Annotated in this window: 11 protein-coding genes; 1 reads left to right on the top strand and 10 read right to left on the bottom strand. The window is 72.7% G+C overall.

The genetic code is table 11. The features are described 5' to 3' along the window. Nucleotides 1-153 precede the first annotated feature (153 nt). The 3 genes from AB0J67_RS22420 to AB0J67_RS22410 all read right to left on the bottom strand — a co-directional run bounded on the left by AB0J67_RS22420 (nucleotide 154) and on the right by AB0J67_RS22410 (nucleotide 1,700). Entirely contained in the window at nucleotides 154-858 is a 705-nt protein-coding gene (locus AB0J67_RS22420) for a Pr6Pr family membrane protein (RefSeq protein WP_363485354.1), read from the bottom strand. A gap of 91 nt (nucleotides 859-949) precedes the next feature. Continuing rightward, entirely contained in the window at nucleotides 950-1,279 is a 330-nt protein-coding gene (locus AB0J67_RS22415) for a metalloregulator ArsR/SmtB family transcription factor (protein WP_363485353.1), read from the bottom strand. Next, nucleotides 1,266-1,700, bottom strand: coding sequence for an SRPBCC domain-containing protein (locus tag AB0J67_RS22410; RefSeq protein ID WP_363485352.1), 435 nt, complete (start codon nucleotides 1,698-1,700; stop codon nucleotides 1,266-1,268). The genes AB0J67_RS22415 and AB0J67_RS22410 overlap by 14 nt, the downstream gene beginning before the upstream one ends. Nucleotides 1,701-1,893: 193 nt before the next feature. On the opposite strand from AB0J67_RS22410, the gene AB0J67_RS22405 reads away from it, so the two are divergent. Next, on the top strand, nucleotides 1,894-2,904 hold the full coding sequence (locus tag AB0J67_RS22405; protein ID WP_363485351.1) for an alcohol dehydrogenase catalytic domain-containing protein: 1,011 nt from the start codon (nucleotides 1,894-1,896) through the stop codon (nucleotides 2,902-2,904). Between the two features lie 6 nt (nucleotides 2,905-2,910). Here the strand turns inward: AB0J67_RS22405 and AB0J67_RS22400 are convergent, their stop codons facing one another. The 7 genes from AB0J67_RS22400 to AB0J67_RS22370 form a co-directional block, all read right to left on the bottom strand. Further along, a complete protein-coding gene (locus tag AB0J67_RS22400; protein ID WP_363485350.1) occupies nucleotides 2,911-3,576 on the bottom strand; it encodes a response regulator transcription factor in 666 nt (221 codons plus the stop codon). Beyond that, nucleotides 3,573-4,637: a sensor histidine kinase gene (locus AB0J67_RS22395; RefSeq protein WP_363485349.1), complete on the bottom strand. Its 1,065-nt coding sequence runs from the start codon at nucleotides 4,635-4,637 to the stop codon at nucleotides 3,573-3,575. The genes AB0J67_RS22400 and AB0J67_RS22395 overlap by 4 nt, the downstream gene beginning before the upstream one ends. A gap of 116 nt (nucleotides 4,638-4,753) precedes the next feature. Next, entirely contained in the window at nucleotides 4,754-5,362 is a 609-nt protein-coding gene (locus AB0J67_RS22390; RefSeq protein ID WP_363485348.1) for a hypothetical protein, read from the bottom strand. A gap of 168 nt (nucleotides 5,363-5,530) precedes the next feature. Next, nucleotides 5,531-8,512, bottom strand: a complete 2,982-nt coding sequence (locus AB0J67_RS22385) for a S8 family serine peptidase (RefSeq protein ID WP_363485347.1) — start codon at nucleotides 8,510-8,512, stop codon at nucleotides 5,531-5,533. Between the two features lie 350 nt (nucleotides 8,513-8,862). Further along, nucleotides 8,863-10,542: a cellulose binding domain-containing protein gene (locus AB0J67_RS22380; RefSeq protein WP_363485346.1), complete on the bottom strand. Its 1,680-nt coding sequence runs from the start codon at nucleotides 10,540-10,542 to the stop codon at nucleotides 8,863-8,865. A 308-nt stretch (nucleotides 10,543-10,850) separates the two neighbouring features. Continuing rightward, nucleotides 10,851-13,082 (bottom strand): catalase/peroxidase HPI, encoded by a 2,232-nt coding sequence (gene katG / locus AB0J67_RS22375; RefSeq protein WP_363485345.1) that lies wholly within the window; start codon nucleotides 13,080-13,082, stop codon nucleotides 10,851-10,853. A gap of 424 nt (nucleotides 13,083-13,506) precedes the next feature. Next, on the bottom strand, nucleotides 13,507-15,792 hold the full coding sequence (locus tag AB0J67_RS22370) for an RICIN domain-containing protein (RefSeq protein WP_363485344.1): 2,286 nt from the start codon (nucleotides 15,790-15,792) through the stop codon (nucleotides 13,507-13,509). Nucleotides 15,793-16,082 lie beyond the last annotated feature (290 nt).

Raw genomic sequence — 16,082 nt, 5'->3', positions numbered from 1 at the left:
CCGGCACCGGTCGACAGATCCCGTCCAAGACCCGAGGTCAGTTGGGAAGAGGGTCAGACCGGACCGGGAGGACTCCCACACATCATCCTCACTGTTGGGAAGGGCACCTTCCTCTACGCATAGCGTTAAGAAGGTGCCCTTCCTTTCGGGTGGTCAGGTGGTGGCGGGGGCGGGTGCCTCGGTGGCCGCGTCGGGGGTTGCCGGGTCGGGAGTGAGCGCGGCGACGGCGGGGCGGCGGGAGAGGAGCCGGTCGAGGCCGATCAGGGCCGCGCCGAGCGCGATGATGCCCACGGCCAGGCGCAGCACGCCGAGCACGACCCCGCCGTAGCCGCCCTCGGTCGGGTCGAGGAACGCGTAGGGGTAGCGGTTCTGCACCTCGGGGAAGGCGAGCGCGCGGAACACCGACAGCAGCACGTACGCCGTCGGCCAGATCAGCCACAGGGGCAGGTCGCGCCAGCGGGCGGTGCGGCGCGGGCCGAAGCCGAGCCAGTCGATGAGGACCATCGCGGGCAGCACGTAGTGCAGCACGAACACCGAGCGGTTGGCCAGGGCAGTCGCCGGGTCGGCGTCGGTGAGGCCGGGCAGCGGGTTGGCGCCGTGGTTGTTCACGAAGTGCGAGACCAGCGCCGTGATCATGATCCAGAGGGTGACCGCGCCGCGCAGCCGGGGCGCGGCCGGGTCGGCGGTGCCGCGCCGAACCGCCCAGTACAGCCCGGCGCCGAAGTAGGCGAGGGTCAGCACCGTGGTCTGGGTGGTGTAGAAGGTGAGGCGGTGGGTGCCCGAGAGCAGGCCCAGCACGCCCACGACGACCAGCACCGCCCGCCACCAGAACGCGGGACTCGCCACGACCTTCGTCACCTGTGCTCCGCTCGCCGATGCCACGCCGGACATCATGCATCCTCGATCAGTGCGGCACCAGCCCGCGGCTGATTCACTCCCGCTCGCGGCCTCACTCCAGCTCGCGCCGCAGCGCCGCGAGCGGGCCGTCCCAGTCGCGGGCGAGCGCGGCGAGGAACTGCTGCGCGACCTTCATCGGCGCGGAGTCCAGCCGGAAGCGCACCCGGCGCCGCTCACCCGGCTCGGCCACCACCAGCCCCGCCTCCGCGAGGAGGCCGAGGTGCTTGGCGACGGCCTGCCGGGTGATCGGCAGGCGGGCGGCGAGGTCGGTCGCGGTGGCCGGTCCCCCCGTTGCGAGCGCGGCGAGGATGCTGCGCCTGCTCGGATCGGCCAGCGCGGTGAAGACCTCCTGGGCCACGGCCTCCAGGTCAGGATCGGCCATCGAGGTAGGCGACCAGCTCGCCCAGCTCGTGCGCCCAGCCGTCGGTGTTGCCGGAGAACGCCTTCTGGTGCGCCTCGTCGGGCACCTGGGCGAACCCGGACTCGACCATGGTGAGCGTGGTGCCGTCGCCGCGCGGCTCCAGCGTGAACTCGACGTAGGTGCGGCGCGGGTCGCCCTCGGGCAGCCCGTTGATGCTCCAGGTGTAGCCGAAGACGTGCGGCGGCTCGACCCGCTCGATGGTCAGCGTGGCGGCGTCGCCGGTGTCCCAGGTGAGCTTGACCAGCCCGCCGACCCGCAGGTCGACCTCGGCGCTGTGGCCGAACCAGGTGCCGAGCCCTTCGGCGGTGGTCAGTGCCTGCCAGACGCGCTCCGGCGGCTGGCGCAGCTCCAGCGTGCGCTCGATCCGGTCGGGGAATCCCATGAGAGCCTCCTCAGTAGCAACCGTTCGGTTGCTACTGAACTTATCGCAACCGATAGGTTGCGTCAACTGCGACCCGTCTCAAGCGGCGGTAGGCGCCCGTCGCTACCGCATACCCACCTAAAATGGGGCGACACCGACCGGCGGCCGTCCGCTGCCGGACCCGGCTCGCTGCTCAGAGACCGGAGATGACGGGATGACCACGTACCGAGCCGTCGAAGTCGCCCCGGACGGGAGCCTGCGCCTCGCCGAACGGGAGCTGGTCGACCCTGCCCCCGGCCACGTCCGGATCAAGGTCGAGGCCTGCGGGGTGTGCCACACCGATGCCTTCGCCGTGCACCCCCATCCGGACGACGAGCCCGCGCGGGTGCCCGGCCACGAGATCGCCGGGCGGATCGACGCGCTGGGCGAGGGCGTCACCCGCTGGAACGTCGGCGACCGGGCGGGCGTCGGCTACCTCGGCGGCCACGACGGCGTCTGCGACCCGTGCCGCCGCGGCGACTTCACCGGCTGCCAGGACCAGCCCGTGACCGGCGTGACCGTCGACGGCGGCTACGCGGAGTACGTCTACGCCCGGCAGTCCGGCCTGGTGCGCCTGCCCGAGCAGCTGTCCGCCGTCGCCGCGGCGCCGCTGCTGTGCGCCGGGTTCACCACGTACAACGCGCTGCTGAAGGCCGGTGTGCGGGCCGGCTCGCTGGTCGCCGTGCAGGGTATCGGCGGGCTGGGCCACCTCGGCGTGCAGTACGCCCGCCGGATGGGCGCCCGGGTCGTCGCCATCGCCCGCGGCACCGGCAAGGAGGAGCTGTCCCGGCAGCTCGGCGCGCACGACTATGTGGACAGCACCGCCGGGGACGTCGGCGCGGCGCTGCAGGCGCTCGGCGGCGCCGACGTCGTGCTCGCGACCGCCGTCAGCGGCGCGTCGATGACGGCGCTGATCCCGGGCCTGGCCCGCGGCGGCACGCTCATGGTGGTCGGGGCCTCGTTCGAGCCGATGGAGGTGACCCCGTTCGCGCTGCTGTCCGGTGTCATCCGGATCACCGGCCAGATCACCGGCAGCGCGATCGAGAACGAGGACAACCTGCGCTTCTCCGTCGACCAGGACGTCGCGGCGATGATCGAGCAGGCGCCGCTGGCCGACGCCGCCGCCGCGTACGACCGGATGATGAGCGGCAAGGCCCGTTTCCGGATGGTGCTGACCGTCGCCTGACGGGCCTCAGCCGCCGGGCGCGATCAGGCCCGACTCGTACGCGCAGATCACCGCCTGCACCCGGTCGCGCAGCCCGAGCTTGCTCAGCACGTTGCTGACGTGCGTCTTGACCGTGTTCTCGCTGACGAACAGCGCCCTGGCCAGCTCCGCGTTGGACAGTCCCCGGCCGAGCAGCACCAGCGTCTCCCGCTCCCGGTCGGTGAGCTGGTCCAGCCCCGCCACCGGGCGCGCGTGCGCCCGGCCCTCGCGGCGGTGCACGGCCAGCACGTCGTCGATCAGCCGCCGGGTGACGGCCGGCGCCAGCAGCGACTGGCCCTCGTGCACCACCCGCACGGCGTGCAGCAGGTCGTCGCGGCGTACGTCCTTGAGCAGGAAGCTGCTGGCCCCGGCGCGCAGCGCCTCGAACACGTACTCGTCGGAGTCGAACGTGGTCAGCATGATCACGCGGGTGGCGGTGTCCGCGCAGATGCGCCGGGCCGCCTCGATGCCGTCCAGCTCGGGCATCCGGATGTCGAGCAGCGCGATGTCCGGCCGGTGCCGCTCGACCTCGGCGATCGCCGCCCGGCCGTCGCCCGCCTCGGCCACCACCTCGATGTCGGGCTGCACCGACAGGATCGTGGCGAACCCCGCCCGCACCAGCTCCTGGTCGTCGGCGACCACCACGCGGATCATCCGAACACCGCCTCCACCCGGAATCCGCCCGCCGGCGCGGGCCCGAACACCACCTTGCCGCCCGCCGCCGCGACCCGCTCGGCGATGCCGGTCAGGCCGTGCCCACCGGCGGGTCGCCGGTCCGCGGCGCCGCGCCCGTCGTCGGTGACGGTCACGGCCAGCTCCCCCGGCCGCCAGTCGAGAGCCACCTCCACCGAGGCCGCGCCCGCGTGCTTCACCACGTTGGTGGTCGCCTCCTGGACCAGCCGGTACGCCGCGAGCTGCACCTGCGCCGGCACGGGTCGCCGCGGCCCGTGCTCCACCAGGCGCGCCGTCAGCCCGGCCTGCTCCACCTGCCGGAGCAGCTCCGGCAGGTCGGCGAGCGTCGGCTGCGGCGCCCGCTCGGCCTCGCGCAGCGCGCCCACCGTCGTGCGGAGCTGGGTCATCGCGTCGCGCCCCGCCGCGGAGATCGCGTCGAACGCGCGCTCGGCGCGGTCCGGGTCGCTGCGGGCCACCGCGCCGCCCGCCTCGGCCTGCACCACCATCAGGCTGAACGCGTGTCCCAGGATGTCGTGCAGGTCCTGGGCGATGCGCGCCCGCTCCCGCTCGGCGGCGAGCTCGGCCGCCTGGCGCTCGGCGGCCTCGGCGGTCTCCCGACGCGCGCGGGCCAGGGCGCCCAGGGCGTACGCGGCCGACCAGGTGGACAGCTCGCGCACGGCCGTGTTCAGCGAGTTGATGGCGACCAGCATGCCCAGCGCCGTCACCGCCAGCGACGCGATGCGGATCGCCCGCGACGACTGGTAGGCCACGGCGTACATGCAGATCAGCGGGCCGTACCAGATGGGCTGGGCGGGGGCGGTGTCCGCCAGTCCGTAGAGGCCGACGCCGACCGCGGACAGCAGCAGGCAGGTCGCCGGCCACCGCCGCCGCACCAGCACCGGCAGCGCGGAGAGCAGCACCGGCAGCCAGGCCGTGAGCGGCCACCCGCCGCCCTGCTCCGGCTGCGTCACCAGGAACGGCGCCGACTGGGCGAACAGCACCAGCCCGGTCAGGCCGAGGTCCCACCACCGCTCGCGTCGCATGGTCGCCCAGCCTAGCCAGCCCCACCGGCCACCGGCTGCCCGCCCATCCTCCGGCAAGATCGCGGATTGGTGCCATGACCTGCAGTCCGGCTGCAGATCATGGCACGGGATCGCGATCATCCGGCGCTGACGGCGGTGGTGAGGGTCGGGGCGGCGGGGGCGGTCTGGGGGCTGCGGAGGATCCGGATCAGTGGCACGAAGGAGATCAGCAGGCAGATCGCGCCGATGGGGATCAGGTCCTTGTTCACGAACGGCAGGATCATGTCGGTGAGCACCAGCACCGGCGTCCACGCCTTGACCCGGCGCTGCACCGCGAGCTGGGTGACCAGCCAGACCTGCGCGGCGTAGAACAGCACCGGCCCGAACGCGTACACGACCGGCTCCACGCCCGGCAGGTCCGAGATCGCACCGGACATGCGGCTCATGTCCGCCTTGTCCGAGGCCAGCAGGCCGACCACGATGTCGATGGTGAACTGCACGCCCAGCGCCGCGATCCCGGCGAAGCCGGTCACCGCCGCCGCGGTGGCCGCCCGGCCCGCTCCCGCCAGCCGCCGCATCGTCCACAGGATCGGCACGAACAGCACCAGCGCCAGCAGGAACGCGAGATGGCCGGTGGTCCAGGCGACGCCGGGTCCGCGTACGCCGTCGAAGCCGTCGATGATGCGGATGACGCCGTACGCCAGCAGTAGCAGCGGCGCGGCGACGAAGGCACGGGCGATGGTCATCTTCTTCTCCCCGGGTCGATGGGCTCGATGGGTCCATCCTGGGGTTCCGGGCAGGCGTGGTGATCGCTCGCGCGGGCGAGCGGACCGCTCCCCCACGCGGAGGAGCGGACGGGAAAGGGCGCCCTCCCGGCACGTGACCGGAAGGGCGCCCTTGATCGGATCAGCAGGTCAGCCCGTGATCGCCAGGACCGTCCGGCCGACGGGCGCGGTGCCGTCGCCGAACGAGAGCACGCCGAGGTAGCGCACGCCCGCGGTCAGCCCGGACCAGGTCGCGGTCACCGTCGCGGAGCCGTTGACGGTGGCCGGCTGGCTGGCCGGGGTGGCGGTGAGGTTGCCCGCCGCCGTGGACGGCACGACCCACGCGTGGCCGGGCACGGTGAGCGCGCCGGCCGACGCGAACAGGTGTACGTACACGTCGTAGCTGCCCTCGGGCAGGGTCACCGACTCCTGCGCGGTGCCGCCGTCACTGGTGGCCACCTCGCCGGTGGTGCTGCCGGCCGGGAACACGTGCAGGTCGACGTCGGTGCCGGCCGGTACGTCGGCGTCGAACGTCGAGAAGCGCGCCGTCGCGGTGCCGGCCGGGACCGTCACCGTGACCTTCTTGGTCGAGCCCGACACCACCGGGGTGAAGGTCGCGCTCGGCCCGTCGAAGGCGAGGCTGCTCACATCGGCGGCGGTCAGCCCGCCGACCGAGGTGGTCAGCGTGCCCGCGTACCCGGTGCGCAGCGCCAGCGCGGTGCTGCCGCTGGTGCCGGTGCCGGTCGCCTCGACCGGGGCGGCCAGGGCCGAGAAGCGCACCGCGATCGGGCTGGTGACCTTGTGGCCACGCAGGTCCGACCAGGACAGCGAGCCGAACGCCCAGGTGCCCGCGGTGGCGCTGGTGCGGGTGATGGTCACCTTGAACGACTTCGTCGCACCCGGCGGCACGGTGAGCGTCTTCGGCGACACCGTGACGTTGAAGCCGGCCGGCGCGGTGACCTGCGCGGCGTACACCGACGAGTTCTTGCTGATGTTGGTCACCCGGCGGGTGACGGTCTGCGAGCCGGCCAGGTCGCCGACCGCGATCGACGGGTAGTTCAGGTCGCTCGGGTCGATCGAGCCGACCGAGTCGCAGAACGCCGGCTCGGTGATCAGCTGGAGCTGGCCGATGCCGCAGGCGTACTGCAGCCACTGCTCCGGCGTGGAGTCGTAGACCAGACCGGGGTCGAAGGCGCTGCCCGGCACGACGTGGCCGGAGCCGTAGTTGAGCGGGGTGGCGTCACCCTGCGACCACTGGATCGGCGCGCCGGTGTTGTCCTTGGTCTTGGCGGTCGTCATCATGGCCGACTTGATCCACATCGGCGACCACTTCGGGTTCTTGCTCTTGATCAGGGCGGCGATGCCGGCGATGTGCGGCGACGACATCGAGGTGCCCGACAGCGAGTTGAAGTTGTTGCCGCCGTTGTTCGGCGGCGCGACCGCGGCGATCACGTCCGCGCCGGGCGCGGTGATGTCCGGCTTGAGCAGGTCACCGTTGCCGGCCAGGGACGGGCCGTAGGACGAGAAGCCCGCCATGGCCGGCGCCCGCACCGGGTCGGTGCTGACCGCGGAGATGGTCGCGGTCGGGTTCGCCGTCGCGGCGTACGCGGTGACCGCCGCGCCCGCCGTCGCGTCGAGGTGCACGCTGGGCACCGCGTGGAAGTCGGCGTTCAGCGACTGGGCGCTGCTCGTGTTGGCCTGCACCATGCCGACGCCGCCCGCCTGGGCGACCGCCGCGCTCTTCTCGACCCGGGCGTTGCCGCCCCGGTCGCACAGCACGATCTTGCCGGTCACCTTCGCCGGGTCGAGCGTGCCGAGGTAGCACAGGTTCACCAGTGCCGGGTCCGCACCGGCCAGACCGGCGACGGTGGAGTCGATCAGCGTGGCCGGGCCGACGCCGGGGCCGACCCCGACACCGGTGTAGGATGCGCCGTTGCCCAGGGTCACCGTCTTGGTGTTGCCGCGGTCGTGGGTGCTGGCCGCGACCGTGGTCAGCCACGGCGAGTTGTGCGCGACGCTGCCCGCGCCGAGCGTGTCACCGGAGTTGCCCGCCGAGGCCGCGACGAAGACGCCCGCGGCGGCGGCGTTGAGGAACGCGATCTCCGCCGGGTCGACGACGTACTGCCGCGAGCCGGAGATCGAGTAGTTGATGACGTCCACGCCGTCGGCGACCGCGGCGTCGATCGCGGCGACGATGTCGGCCGTGCCGCCGGAGGAGTTGCCCGCGGCCGGGTTGTGCCACAGCACCTTGTACGCCGCGATCCGGGCGGCCGGGGCCATGCCGGAGATCGTGCCGACCGAGCCGCCGTTGATGCTGGCCGCCACGCCGGAGTTGCCCGCGGCGGTGGAGGCGGTGTGCGAGCCGTGCCCGTTGTAGTCACGCGGCGACAGGAACTCGGCGTCGTTGACGTTGGCGTCGTCGTGGAAGTAGCGGGCGCCGATCAGCTTGTTGTTGCAGGCCACCGGCTGCTCGACACCGGCGTCGCAGGTGCCCTTCCACTTCTTGTCGATGGTGCGCTGATCCGGCCGCGGGGTCGGCAGCGCGGCGAACGCCGGGTTCTCCGCCCAGATGCCGGAGTCGATGACACCGACGATGACACCCTCACCGGCGTGCGCGTCGCCGCCGAACTGCTTGCTCCACACCCCGCCGGGGCCGGTCAGGCCCAGGAAGTCACGGGTGGTCGTGGTGTCGGCGTGCAGCTGCTCGCTCTTCCAGACCCGCAGCACGCCGCCGCCGGCCTGCAGGCGCGCGACCTCGGTCGCGGTGAGCCGGGCGCTGAACCCGTTGAACGTGACCCCGTAGTCATGGGCCTTGCGGCCGGTGTCGACGCGGGCGCCGCGCAGCGCGGCGTCGTGCTCGCCGCGCAGCCGGTCACGCCAGCGCTTCGCGGCGCCCGAGTGGGCGTCCACCCGCTCGCCCGCGGCGGGCCGGGTCGCGGTGTAGCCGCTGACGCCGCCCGCGTACGTGGCGATGGGGTCGCTCACCGTCTGCACCAGGTAGAGCGCGGTGGCCTCCGAACTCGGCGGGGCGGCCTGGGCGCCGGCGGTCACCGAGGCCGCCAGCGCAGCCGTGGCGACGACGGCCAGCGCCATCGGGGCCGGTCGTCGACCGGCCCGTCGGTTGAGTCTCACGGGGGTGTCCCTCCTTTGAGCGGACGGCGACCCGTGACACCCGCCTGGGTCCGATCACGACGCAGCGCCGCCCGCGATGTGAAGGGATCGTTGCACGATCGAGGTGCCCCGCACCAGAGGAGAAACCGCTGCGATCTGGACATCATCTCGCCGTGCAGCCGCCCGGCACGCGGGTCGAGGCTCGGGTCGTCGTCAAGCCGCCGCGAGCGCCGGTCGATGCTCCGATCGTCGTCGAGCCGCCCGGGGCGCGAGTCGAGGCTACGGCCATGCCGTCGTGCCGTCCTGGCCGGAGCCTCGGTCGGGTCGGGGCCCGGCGCAGGCGGGCCCCGACCCGGGTGATTCTCGGCTGGTCAGGGACTGGTGCAGGTCAGCCCGGACACCGCGGCGCTGCCGGTGCCGGTGAAGCCGAACGTGGTCGACGACCGCGCGCCGAGCGAGCCGTTCCACGACAGGTTCCGCACCGTCACCGCCGAGCCGCTGGTGCTCAGCGCGCCGTTCCAGAGCTGGGTGATCGTCTGCCCGCCGGCGAGTGTCCAGGTCACCGTCCAGCCGTTGATCGCCGAGGCGCCGGCCGTGACCGTCACCTCGCCCTGGAACCCGCCGGGCCAGGTGTTGACCGTGCGGAACGCCGCACCGCAGGCGCCGACCGGAGGCGGTGACGACGGCGGCGGCGAGGAGGGCGGGACCGACGGCGGCGGGGAGGACGGCGGGATCGAGGGCGGGGGCGACGACGGCGGCGGCGACGAGGGCGGGCCGGCGGTCGGGGTCGTGTCCGTGAGGGTCGGCGTCGTCCAGTCACGCCAGTCGGCCAGGTTGCCGGACTTCAGGCTGGAGATCCGGATCGTGCCCGCGGCGTTGCCCGTTTTGAGCAGGAACTTCTGCAGGTGCTGCTGCAGCGGGGTGCGCCACTCGGACCGGACGGCGCAGTGCGTGCCGTCCGCGACGTCGGACCAGTACGTGATGTTCGCGCCCGCGCCGAGCGCCTTGTAGATCTCGGCACCGCCCAGTGCCGCCACGCTGCCGGAGCGGGCGGCCAGCCAGTCGATGCGCGGGTTCTCCATGAGGAACAGCCCGCGCGGCGCGACCATGCCGATGATCTGGTGCGTGTCGATCGGCAGCGAGTTCGGGTTGCCGGTGAACGGGCTGAACGCGTCGCCCAGCCACGGCTGTTCCGAGTACGCGCTGCTGAGCGGCTGCGCGCCGGACTCACCCGGGATCCCGCGGAAGATCGGCGCACCGGCGCTGCCGGACTCGATCGGCATGGTCAGCGCGATGCGCTGGTCGAAGGCGCCCGCGACGAACGCACCCTTGCCGTAGCGCGAGCACCCGGTGACGCCCATCGCGTCGGCCTTGAGGATGCCGCCGCCCGACTGCTCGACGACGTCGATGATGCGGCTCACCCCCCAGCCCCAGGCCAGCAGCAGTCCGGTGCTGCTGGTGTTGCCGTACACGCTGTAGAACGCGCCCTGCTTGTTGTTGCGGGGCGTGCCCTCGCGGCCGACGGCGAGCGGGTCGTAGCTGATGACGGCGACGCCCGCGGCGCGGATGGTGGCGGTATCGGCGCCCAGGCCGCCCACCACGACGACGGCCGGGAACGGGCCGGTGCCGCTGGGCAGGCTGACGCTGGCCGAGAAACTGGCGCTGCGGCCGTTGTCGCTGACGTTCACGGTGATGTTGCTGCTGGTCACCGTGCCGGTGACGGTGGCGGGCCGGGCGGGCTTGGTGCCGTAGACGTACCGCTCGGCGAGCTTCTTGATCTCCTCGCGGCGGCACTGCCACTCGGACTTGGCGCTGATGCGGGTGCCGTCCAGCTTCCGGAACGGGTCGGGAAGCCGGGAGTTGGCGGTCGTGGTGCCGGGCAGGGTCACCGGGCAGGCGGCGCCCTCGTCCTCGACGCCGAGGGCGGCGGGTGCGGCCAGGGCGGGTGTGGTGGCGGCGATCAGGGTCGCCGTTCCCGCGAGCGCGATCGCCGACACCGCGAGCGCGGCGACGACCGATCGGGCCCTGGAACGGCTCGGGCTGGGGTTCACAGCAGGCCTCCTTCCGGGCAGGGGAAGCACCTCCGCGATAGATGATCACGGATGTCATGGCACGTCCCAGGCTCGGCGAGGCCAATGACGTACGTCAACATGTTCCGGAAGCTTCCGGCCGCATGTCGCCAGCCGGTCGTCCCGCGTCGCCCAACGGCACAGGCGGCCGGATGGTCGTAGTCGCGCCCGATCCCGGAAGTTTCGGTGGCCGCACAGCCGGAAGCCCGCCGGCGATACGCCGACGGGCTTCGGTGAAAGTGCCCGGGTGTCCGGGCCGGACCACGGGGGCCGGCCCGGACGACCGGGGATCAGGCGAGGTCGAACCGGTCGAGGTTCATGACCTTGACCCACGCCGCCGCGAAGTCGCGCACGAACTTCTCCTTCGCGTCGTCGCTCGCGTACACCTCCGCGAGCGCCCGCAGCTCCGAGTTCGAGCCGAACACGAGGTCGGCACGGGTGCCGGTCCACTTGACCTGTCCCGTGGCGAGGTCGATGGCCTCGAAGGTCTCCTGGTCACCGCTGACCGAGCGCCACTGCGTACCCAGGTCGAGCAGGTTCGCGAAGAAGTCGTTGGTCAGCGTGCCCGGCGTCGCGGTGAGGACGCCGAGCTGCGAACCGTTGTGGTTCGCGCCGAGCACGCGCAGGCCGCCGACGAGGACCGTCATCTCCGGGGCGCTCAGGTTGAGCAGGTTCGCCCGGTCGACCAGCAGGTACTCCGCGGGCAGGCGGGTGCCCTTGCCCAGGTAGTTGCGGAAGCCGTCGGCCGCCGGCTCCAGCGCCGCGAAGGACTCCACGTCGGTCTGCTCCTGCGATGCGTCCGTGCGGCCCGGCGTGAAGGGCACCTCGACCGGGTGACCGCCGTCGCGGGCGGCCTGCTCGACCGCCGCGGAACCGGCCAGCACGATCAGGTCGGCCAGCGAGATCCGCTTGCCGCCGGTCTGGGCCGCGTGGAACGACTCCTGGATGCCTTCCAGCGCGTGCAGCACCCGCGCCAGCTGGTCGGGGTTGTTGACCTCCCAGCCGCTCTGCGGCTGCAGCCGGACGCGGGCGCCGTTGGCACCGCCGCGCTTGTCGCTGCCGCGGAACGACGCGGCCGAGGCCCACGCGGTGGAGACCAGCTCGGACACGGTCAGACCCGAGGCGAGCACGCGCTCCTTGAGCGCCGCGACGTCGGCCGCGTCGACGAGCTCGTGATCCACGGCCGGGACCGGGTCCTGCCAGATCAGCGTCTCGGCCGGGACCTCCGGCCCGAGGTAGCGGGCGATCGGGCCCATGTCACGGTGGGTCAGCTTGAACCACGCGCGGGCGAACGCGTCGGCGAACGCCTCCGGGTCGGCCAGGAACCGGCGGGAGATCTGCTCGTACACCGGGTCGAAGCGCAGCGACAGGTCCGTGGTCAGCATCGTCGGCGCGTGCGTGCGCGACGGGTCGTGCGCGTCGGGGACCGTGCCCGCGCCCGCGCCGTCCTTCGGCTTCCATTGGTGCGCCCCGGCCGGGCTCTTCGACAGCTCCCACTCGTACCCGAACAGGATCTCGAAGAAGCTGTTGTCCCACTGGGTCGGCGTGTTGGTCCACGCGCCCTCGAGACCGCTGGTGATCGTGTCGCCGCCCTTACCGGTGCCGAACGAGTTCCGCCAGCCCAGGCCCTGCTCCTCGATCGAGGCGGCCTCGGGCTCGGCGCCGACGTGCTCGGCGGGCCCGGCGCCGTGGGTCTTGCCGAAGGTGTGGCCGCCGGCGATCAGCGCGACCGTCTCCTCGTCGTTCATCGCCATGCGGCCGAACGTCTCGCGGATGTCACGGGCCGCGGCCAGCGGGTCCGGGTTGCCGTTCGGGCCCTCCGGGTTGACGTAGATCAGGCCCATCTGGACCGCGGCGAGCGGGTTCTCCAGCTCGCGGTCGCCGGTGTAGCGGGCGTCGCCCAGCCAGGTGGTCTCCGGACCCCAGTAGACGTCGACGTCGGGCTCCCAGACGTCGGCGCGGCCGCCCGCGAAGCCGAAGGTCTTGAAGCCCATCGTCTCCAGCGCCACGTTGCCGGCCAGGATCATCAGGTCGGCCCAGGACAGGCTCTGGCCGTACTTCTTCTTCACCGGCCACAGCAGGCGGCGGGCCTTGTCCAGGTTGCCGTTGTCCGGCCAGCTGTTCAGCGGGGCGAAACGCTGCTGCCCGGCCCCGGCGCCACCGCGGCCGTCGCTGATGCGGTACGTGCCGGCGCTGTGCCACGCCATACGGATCATGAACGGGCCGTAGTGGCCGTAGTCGGCGGGCCACCAGTCCTGCGATGCCGTCATGACCTCGGCGATGTCCCGCTTCACCGCGGGCAGGTCGAGAGCCTGGAACGCGGCGGCATAGTCGAACTCCGCGCCGAGCGGGTTGGCCACGGCCGGGTTCTTCGCGAGGATCTTCAGGTTGAGCTGGTTCGGCCACCAACCGCGGTTGCCGTCGCCCTGGGTCGGGTGCGGGGCGCGTCCATGCGCGACCGGGCAGCGGGACTCGGCCCCGGCCTCGGCGTCGTGGACGATGGCATCGTGGTTCTCGGACATCGGGTTCCTTCCGTGACTTGCCGGTCAGGTGGGTCAGGACCTGCCTGCGTGGGTGCGGGCCACGCGCTGGGCGGCTCCCCGCGGCATCCGCCGGAAGTCCAGGGTGACGGCCACGTCCGGTAGTCTGGCCGCTTTTCTGGAATGAGTCAAGAATTGGTGCGGCCCCGGTTCCGGGTTCGGCGACGGTGGCGGACCGAGGCCGAGCCGGGGTCAAGACCCTGGTTCGGGCGGTCAAGATCGCTGTGTCCGGTCAGAAAAAGAAGTCTGGCTGCACTTTCTGACCAGAACTAGCGATCTTGACCGGCCCTGCCCGCTGCGGGACCGGGACAGGCCGTGGCGGGACCGGGACCGGGACCGGGCCGGTGCGGGGACGGGCAGGGGCCCGGTGCGCCGGTCGGCGGCACCGGGCCCCGCGCTAGAGGGACTACCGGGCGGTCAGCCGGAACGACTGGGCCGGTCCGCCGGTGCAGGTCCACTGCTGGAGCCAGGCACCGTCGGCGGTGGACACGTCGCGTACGTCGAGGCACTTGCCGCTGTTGCGGGCGACGAAGCGGTACAGGCCGCCGCCGAGGGCGACCGGCTGCCACTGCTGGTTCGTGCCGCCGACGTAGGACCACAGGTGGACCTGGGCGCCGTCGCCGGTGGCACCGGGCCCGCCGTTGACGTCCCAGACCAGCGTGGCCGCGTGCCGGTTGACGACCTGGTAGTAGCCGCCGCTCGTCGGGCGGAACTGCCACTGCTGGTTGGCGGCGGTCGCCGAGCACGTCCACTGCTGCAGCCGGGCGCCGTTGCCGGTGTTCCAGTCGGCGTCGTCGAGGCACTTGCCGCTGTTGGTGTTGGTCACCTGGTACCAGGCGGCCGGGTCGATGCCCCCACCGCCGCCACCGGACGACGACGTGGTGACGGTCAGCGCCGCCGAGGCCGGGGACTGGTTGCCCGCGGCGTCACGGGCACGGACGGTGTAGGAGTAGCTGGTCGAGGCCGCCAGGCCGGTGTCGGTGTACCCGATGGTCGTGGTGGTCCCCACCTGCACGCCGTTGCGGAACACCAGGTATCCGGTCACGCCGACGTTGTCGGTGGACGCCGACCAGGACAGGCTCGTCGAGGAGGCCGTCGTGCCGCTCGCGGACAGGTTGGCGGGCGCCGTCGGCGCGGTGCCGTCGCCGCCGGTGTTGGGCCAGGTCAGCGTCGTGATCGCCCCGGCGGGCAGGGTGTAGCTGACGATCATGCCGTTGAAGGAGACGCCGAAGGTCTGCGTGCCGCCGCCGACGTTGGCCACGAGCAGCGCGTACGACCCGTCGGGGTTGCGGAACGCGACGTTGTGCAGGTCGCCGGCGTTGTTGGAGCCGATGCGCACCGCGCCCGTCTTCACGAACTTCGCGAGGTGGCCGAGGGTGTAGTACTCGGCGTTGCGGGTGACCGTGGTGCCGTCGACGGTGACCACGCCGGTGCACATGCCGGCGGTGTTGTCCCCGCAGCCGCCGTTGACCGGCCTGCCGGCGCTGTCCAGGGCGAGGTTCCAGTTGATCACCGATTTGGACCAGTTGCGCACCACGCCGACCGCGAGGTTGCGGGCGTGCCACTTCAGGGTGTCGGAGAAGACCTGGGCCGGCGGGTCGTTGACGCCGTGCCAGCCCGAGCACTCGGTGAACCAGATGTCCTTGCCCGGGAACGCGTCGTGCAGCGCGCTCTGCGCGGCCGGGTCGCCGGAGTAGCAGTGGTACGCGGTGCCGGCGATCCACTGCGCGGCCGAGGTGCGCAGGATGTCGTACGGGTAGGTCGGCTCGGCCGGCACGCCCAGGCGCGCGGCGTCGGCGGCGTCGTCGGGGTGCTGGGTCCAGTTGTGGTCGTACGAGATGATCTTCACGTGGCCGAGGCCCGCGTCGCGCAGCAGCGGGCCGAGCTCGTTGATGACCGCCGCCTGGTGCGCGACCGGCATGTCGGTGCCCGGGTAGCTGTCGGGGGTGCGGTTCTGCGGCTCGTTCTGCACGGTGAGCGCGTGGATCGGCACGCCCGCCGCCTGGTACGCCTGCACGAACCGGACCAGGTAGAGCGCGTACGCCCGGAAGATCGCCGGATCGTCCTTGAGCCGGCCGCCGACCAGCGAGTTGTTCGCCTTCATCCAGGCGGGCTGCCCCCACGGCGAGGCCATGATCTTGAGGTTGGGGTTGAGCTGCCGGGCGCGGCGCAGCAGCGGCAGGATCTGCGCCTCGTCGTGGGCGATGCTGAACCGGGCCATCGGCAGGTCGGTCTGGCCGCCGGGCAGGTCGTCGTAGGTGTAGTGCGGCTCGTCGACGAAGTCGGAGCTGCCGATCGGCTGGCGCAGCATGCTCAGCCCGATGCCGTTGACCGGGTCGAACAGCGAGGTCATGACCTGGTCGCGCTGCGCGGCGGGCAGCCGGTGGAGCAGCGCCGCGGACGAGTCGGTGATGGACGCACCGAAGCCGTCCATGGTCTGCAGGACCTGCGACGGCTCGACGGTGATCGTCTGGCCGGGACGCGGGCGGGTCGAGTCGAACACCTGGCTCGCGACCGGGGCCAGCAGCTGGGCCCGGTCGGGTGTGGTGACCCAGGCCGACACGGTCGGGCCGGTGGCCGCGGACGCGGTCGTCGCCGGGCCGGCCAGCGCGGCGGCGGACGCGAGCAGCGTGACCGCTGCGGTGACCGCGACCCGGCGGCGGTGCCGGGAAGGGGTGTGCCGATGTTGCATGGCGGTGCTCCTTCGGATCGGGACGGGCAGGAGCTGCGGGAGGGTCGGTGTCCTCCCGGGATCCGGTCCGGCAGCGTCGCCGGACCGAAGACGGGGCGCGGGGCGCGGTCGGGCCCGCTGCGGGCAGGGGCCATCGCCTGGACCGCTCGGCGCGGATCAGGTGTGCGGAGATCGGGTGACGCGGCGCGGATCGGTTGTGCAGCCGGACGGATGACGCTGTGCGGATATGTCGCTGTGTGGATCAGGCGGGCCGGACGGTGGGGCGGCGCGGCGCGGTGGGCCAGTGCGGT

This window comes from Catellatospora sp. NPDC049609 (assembly GCF_040675365.1).
Taxonomy (GTDB): domain Bacteria; phylum Actinomycetota; class Actinomycetes; order Mycobacteriales; family Micromonosporaceae; genus Catellatospora.
The sequence above is the reverse complement of the archived record's forward strand: the minus strand, read 5'-3'. Positions and strand labels throughout refer to the sequence as shown.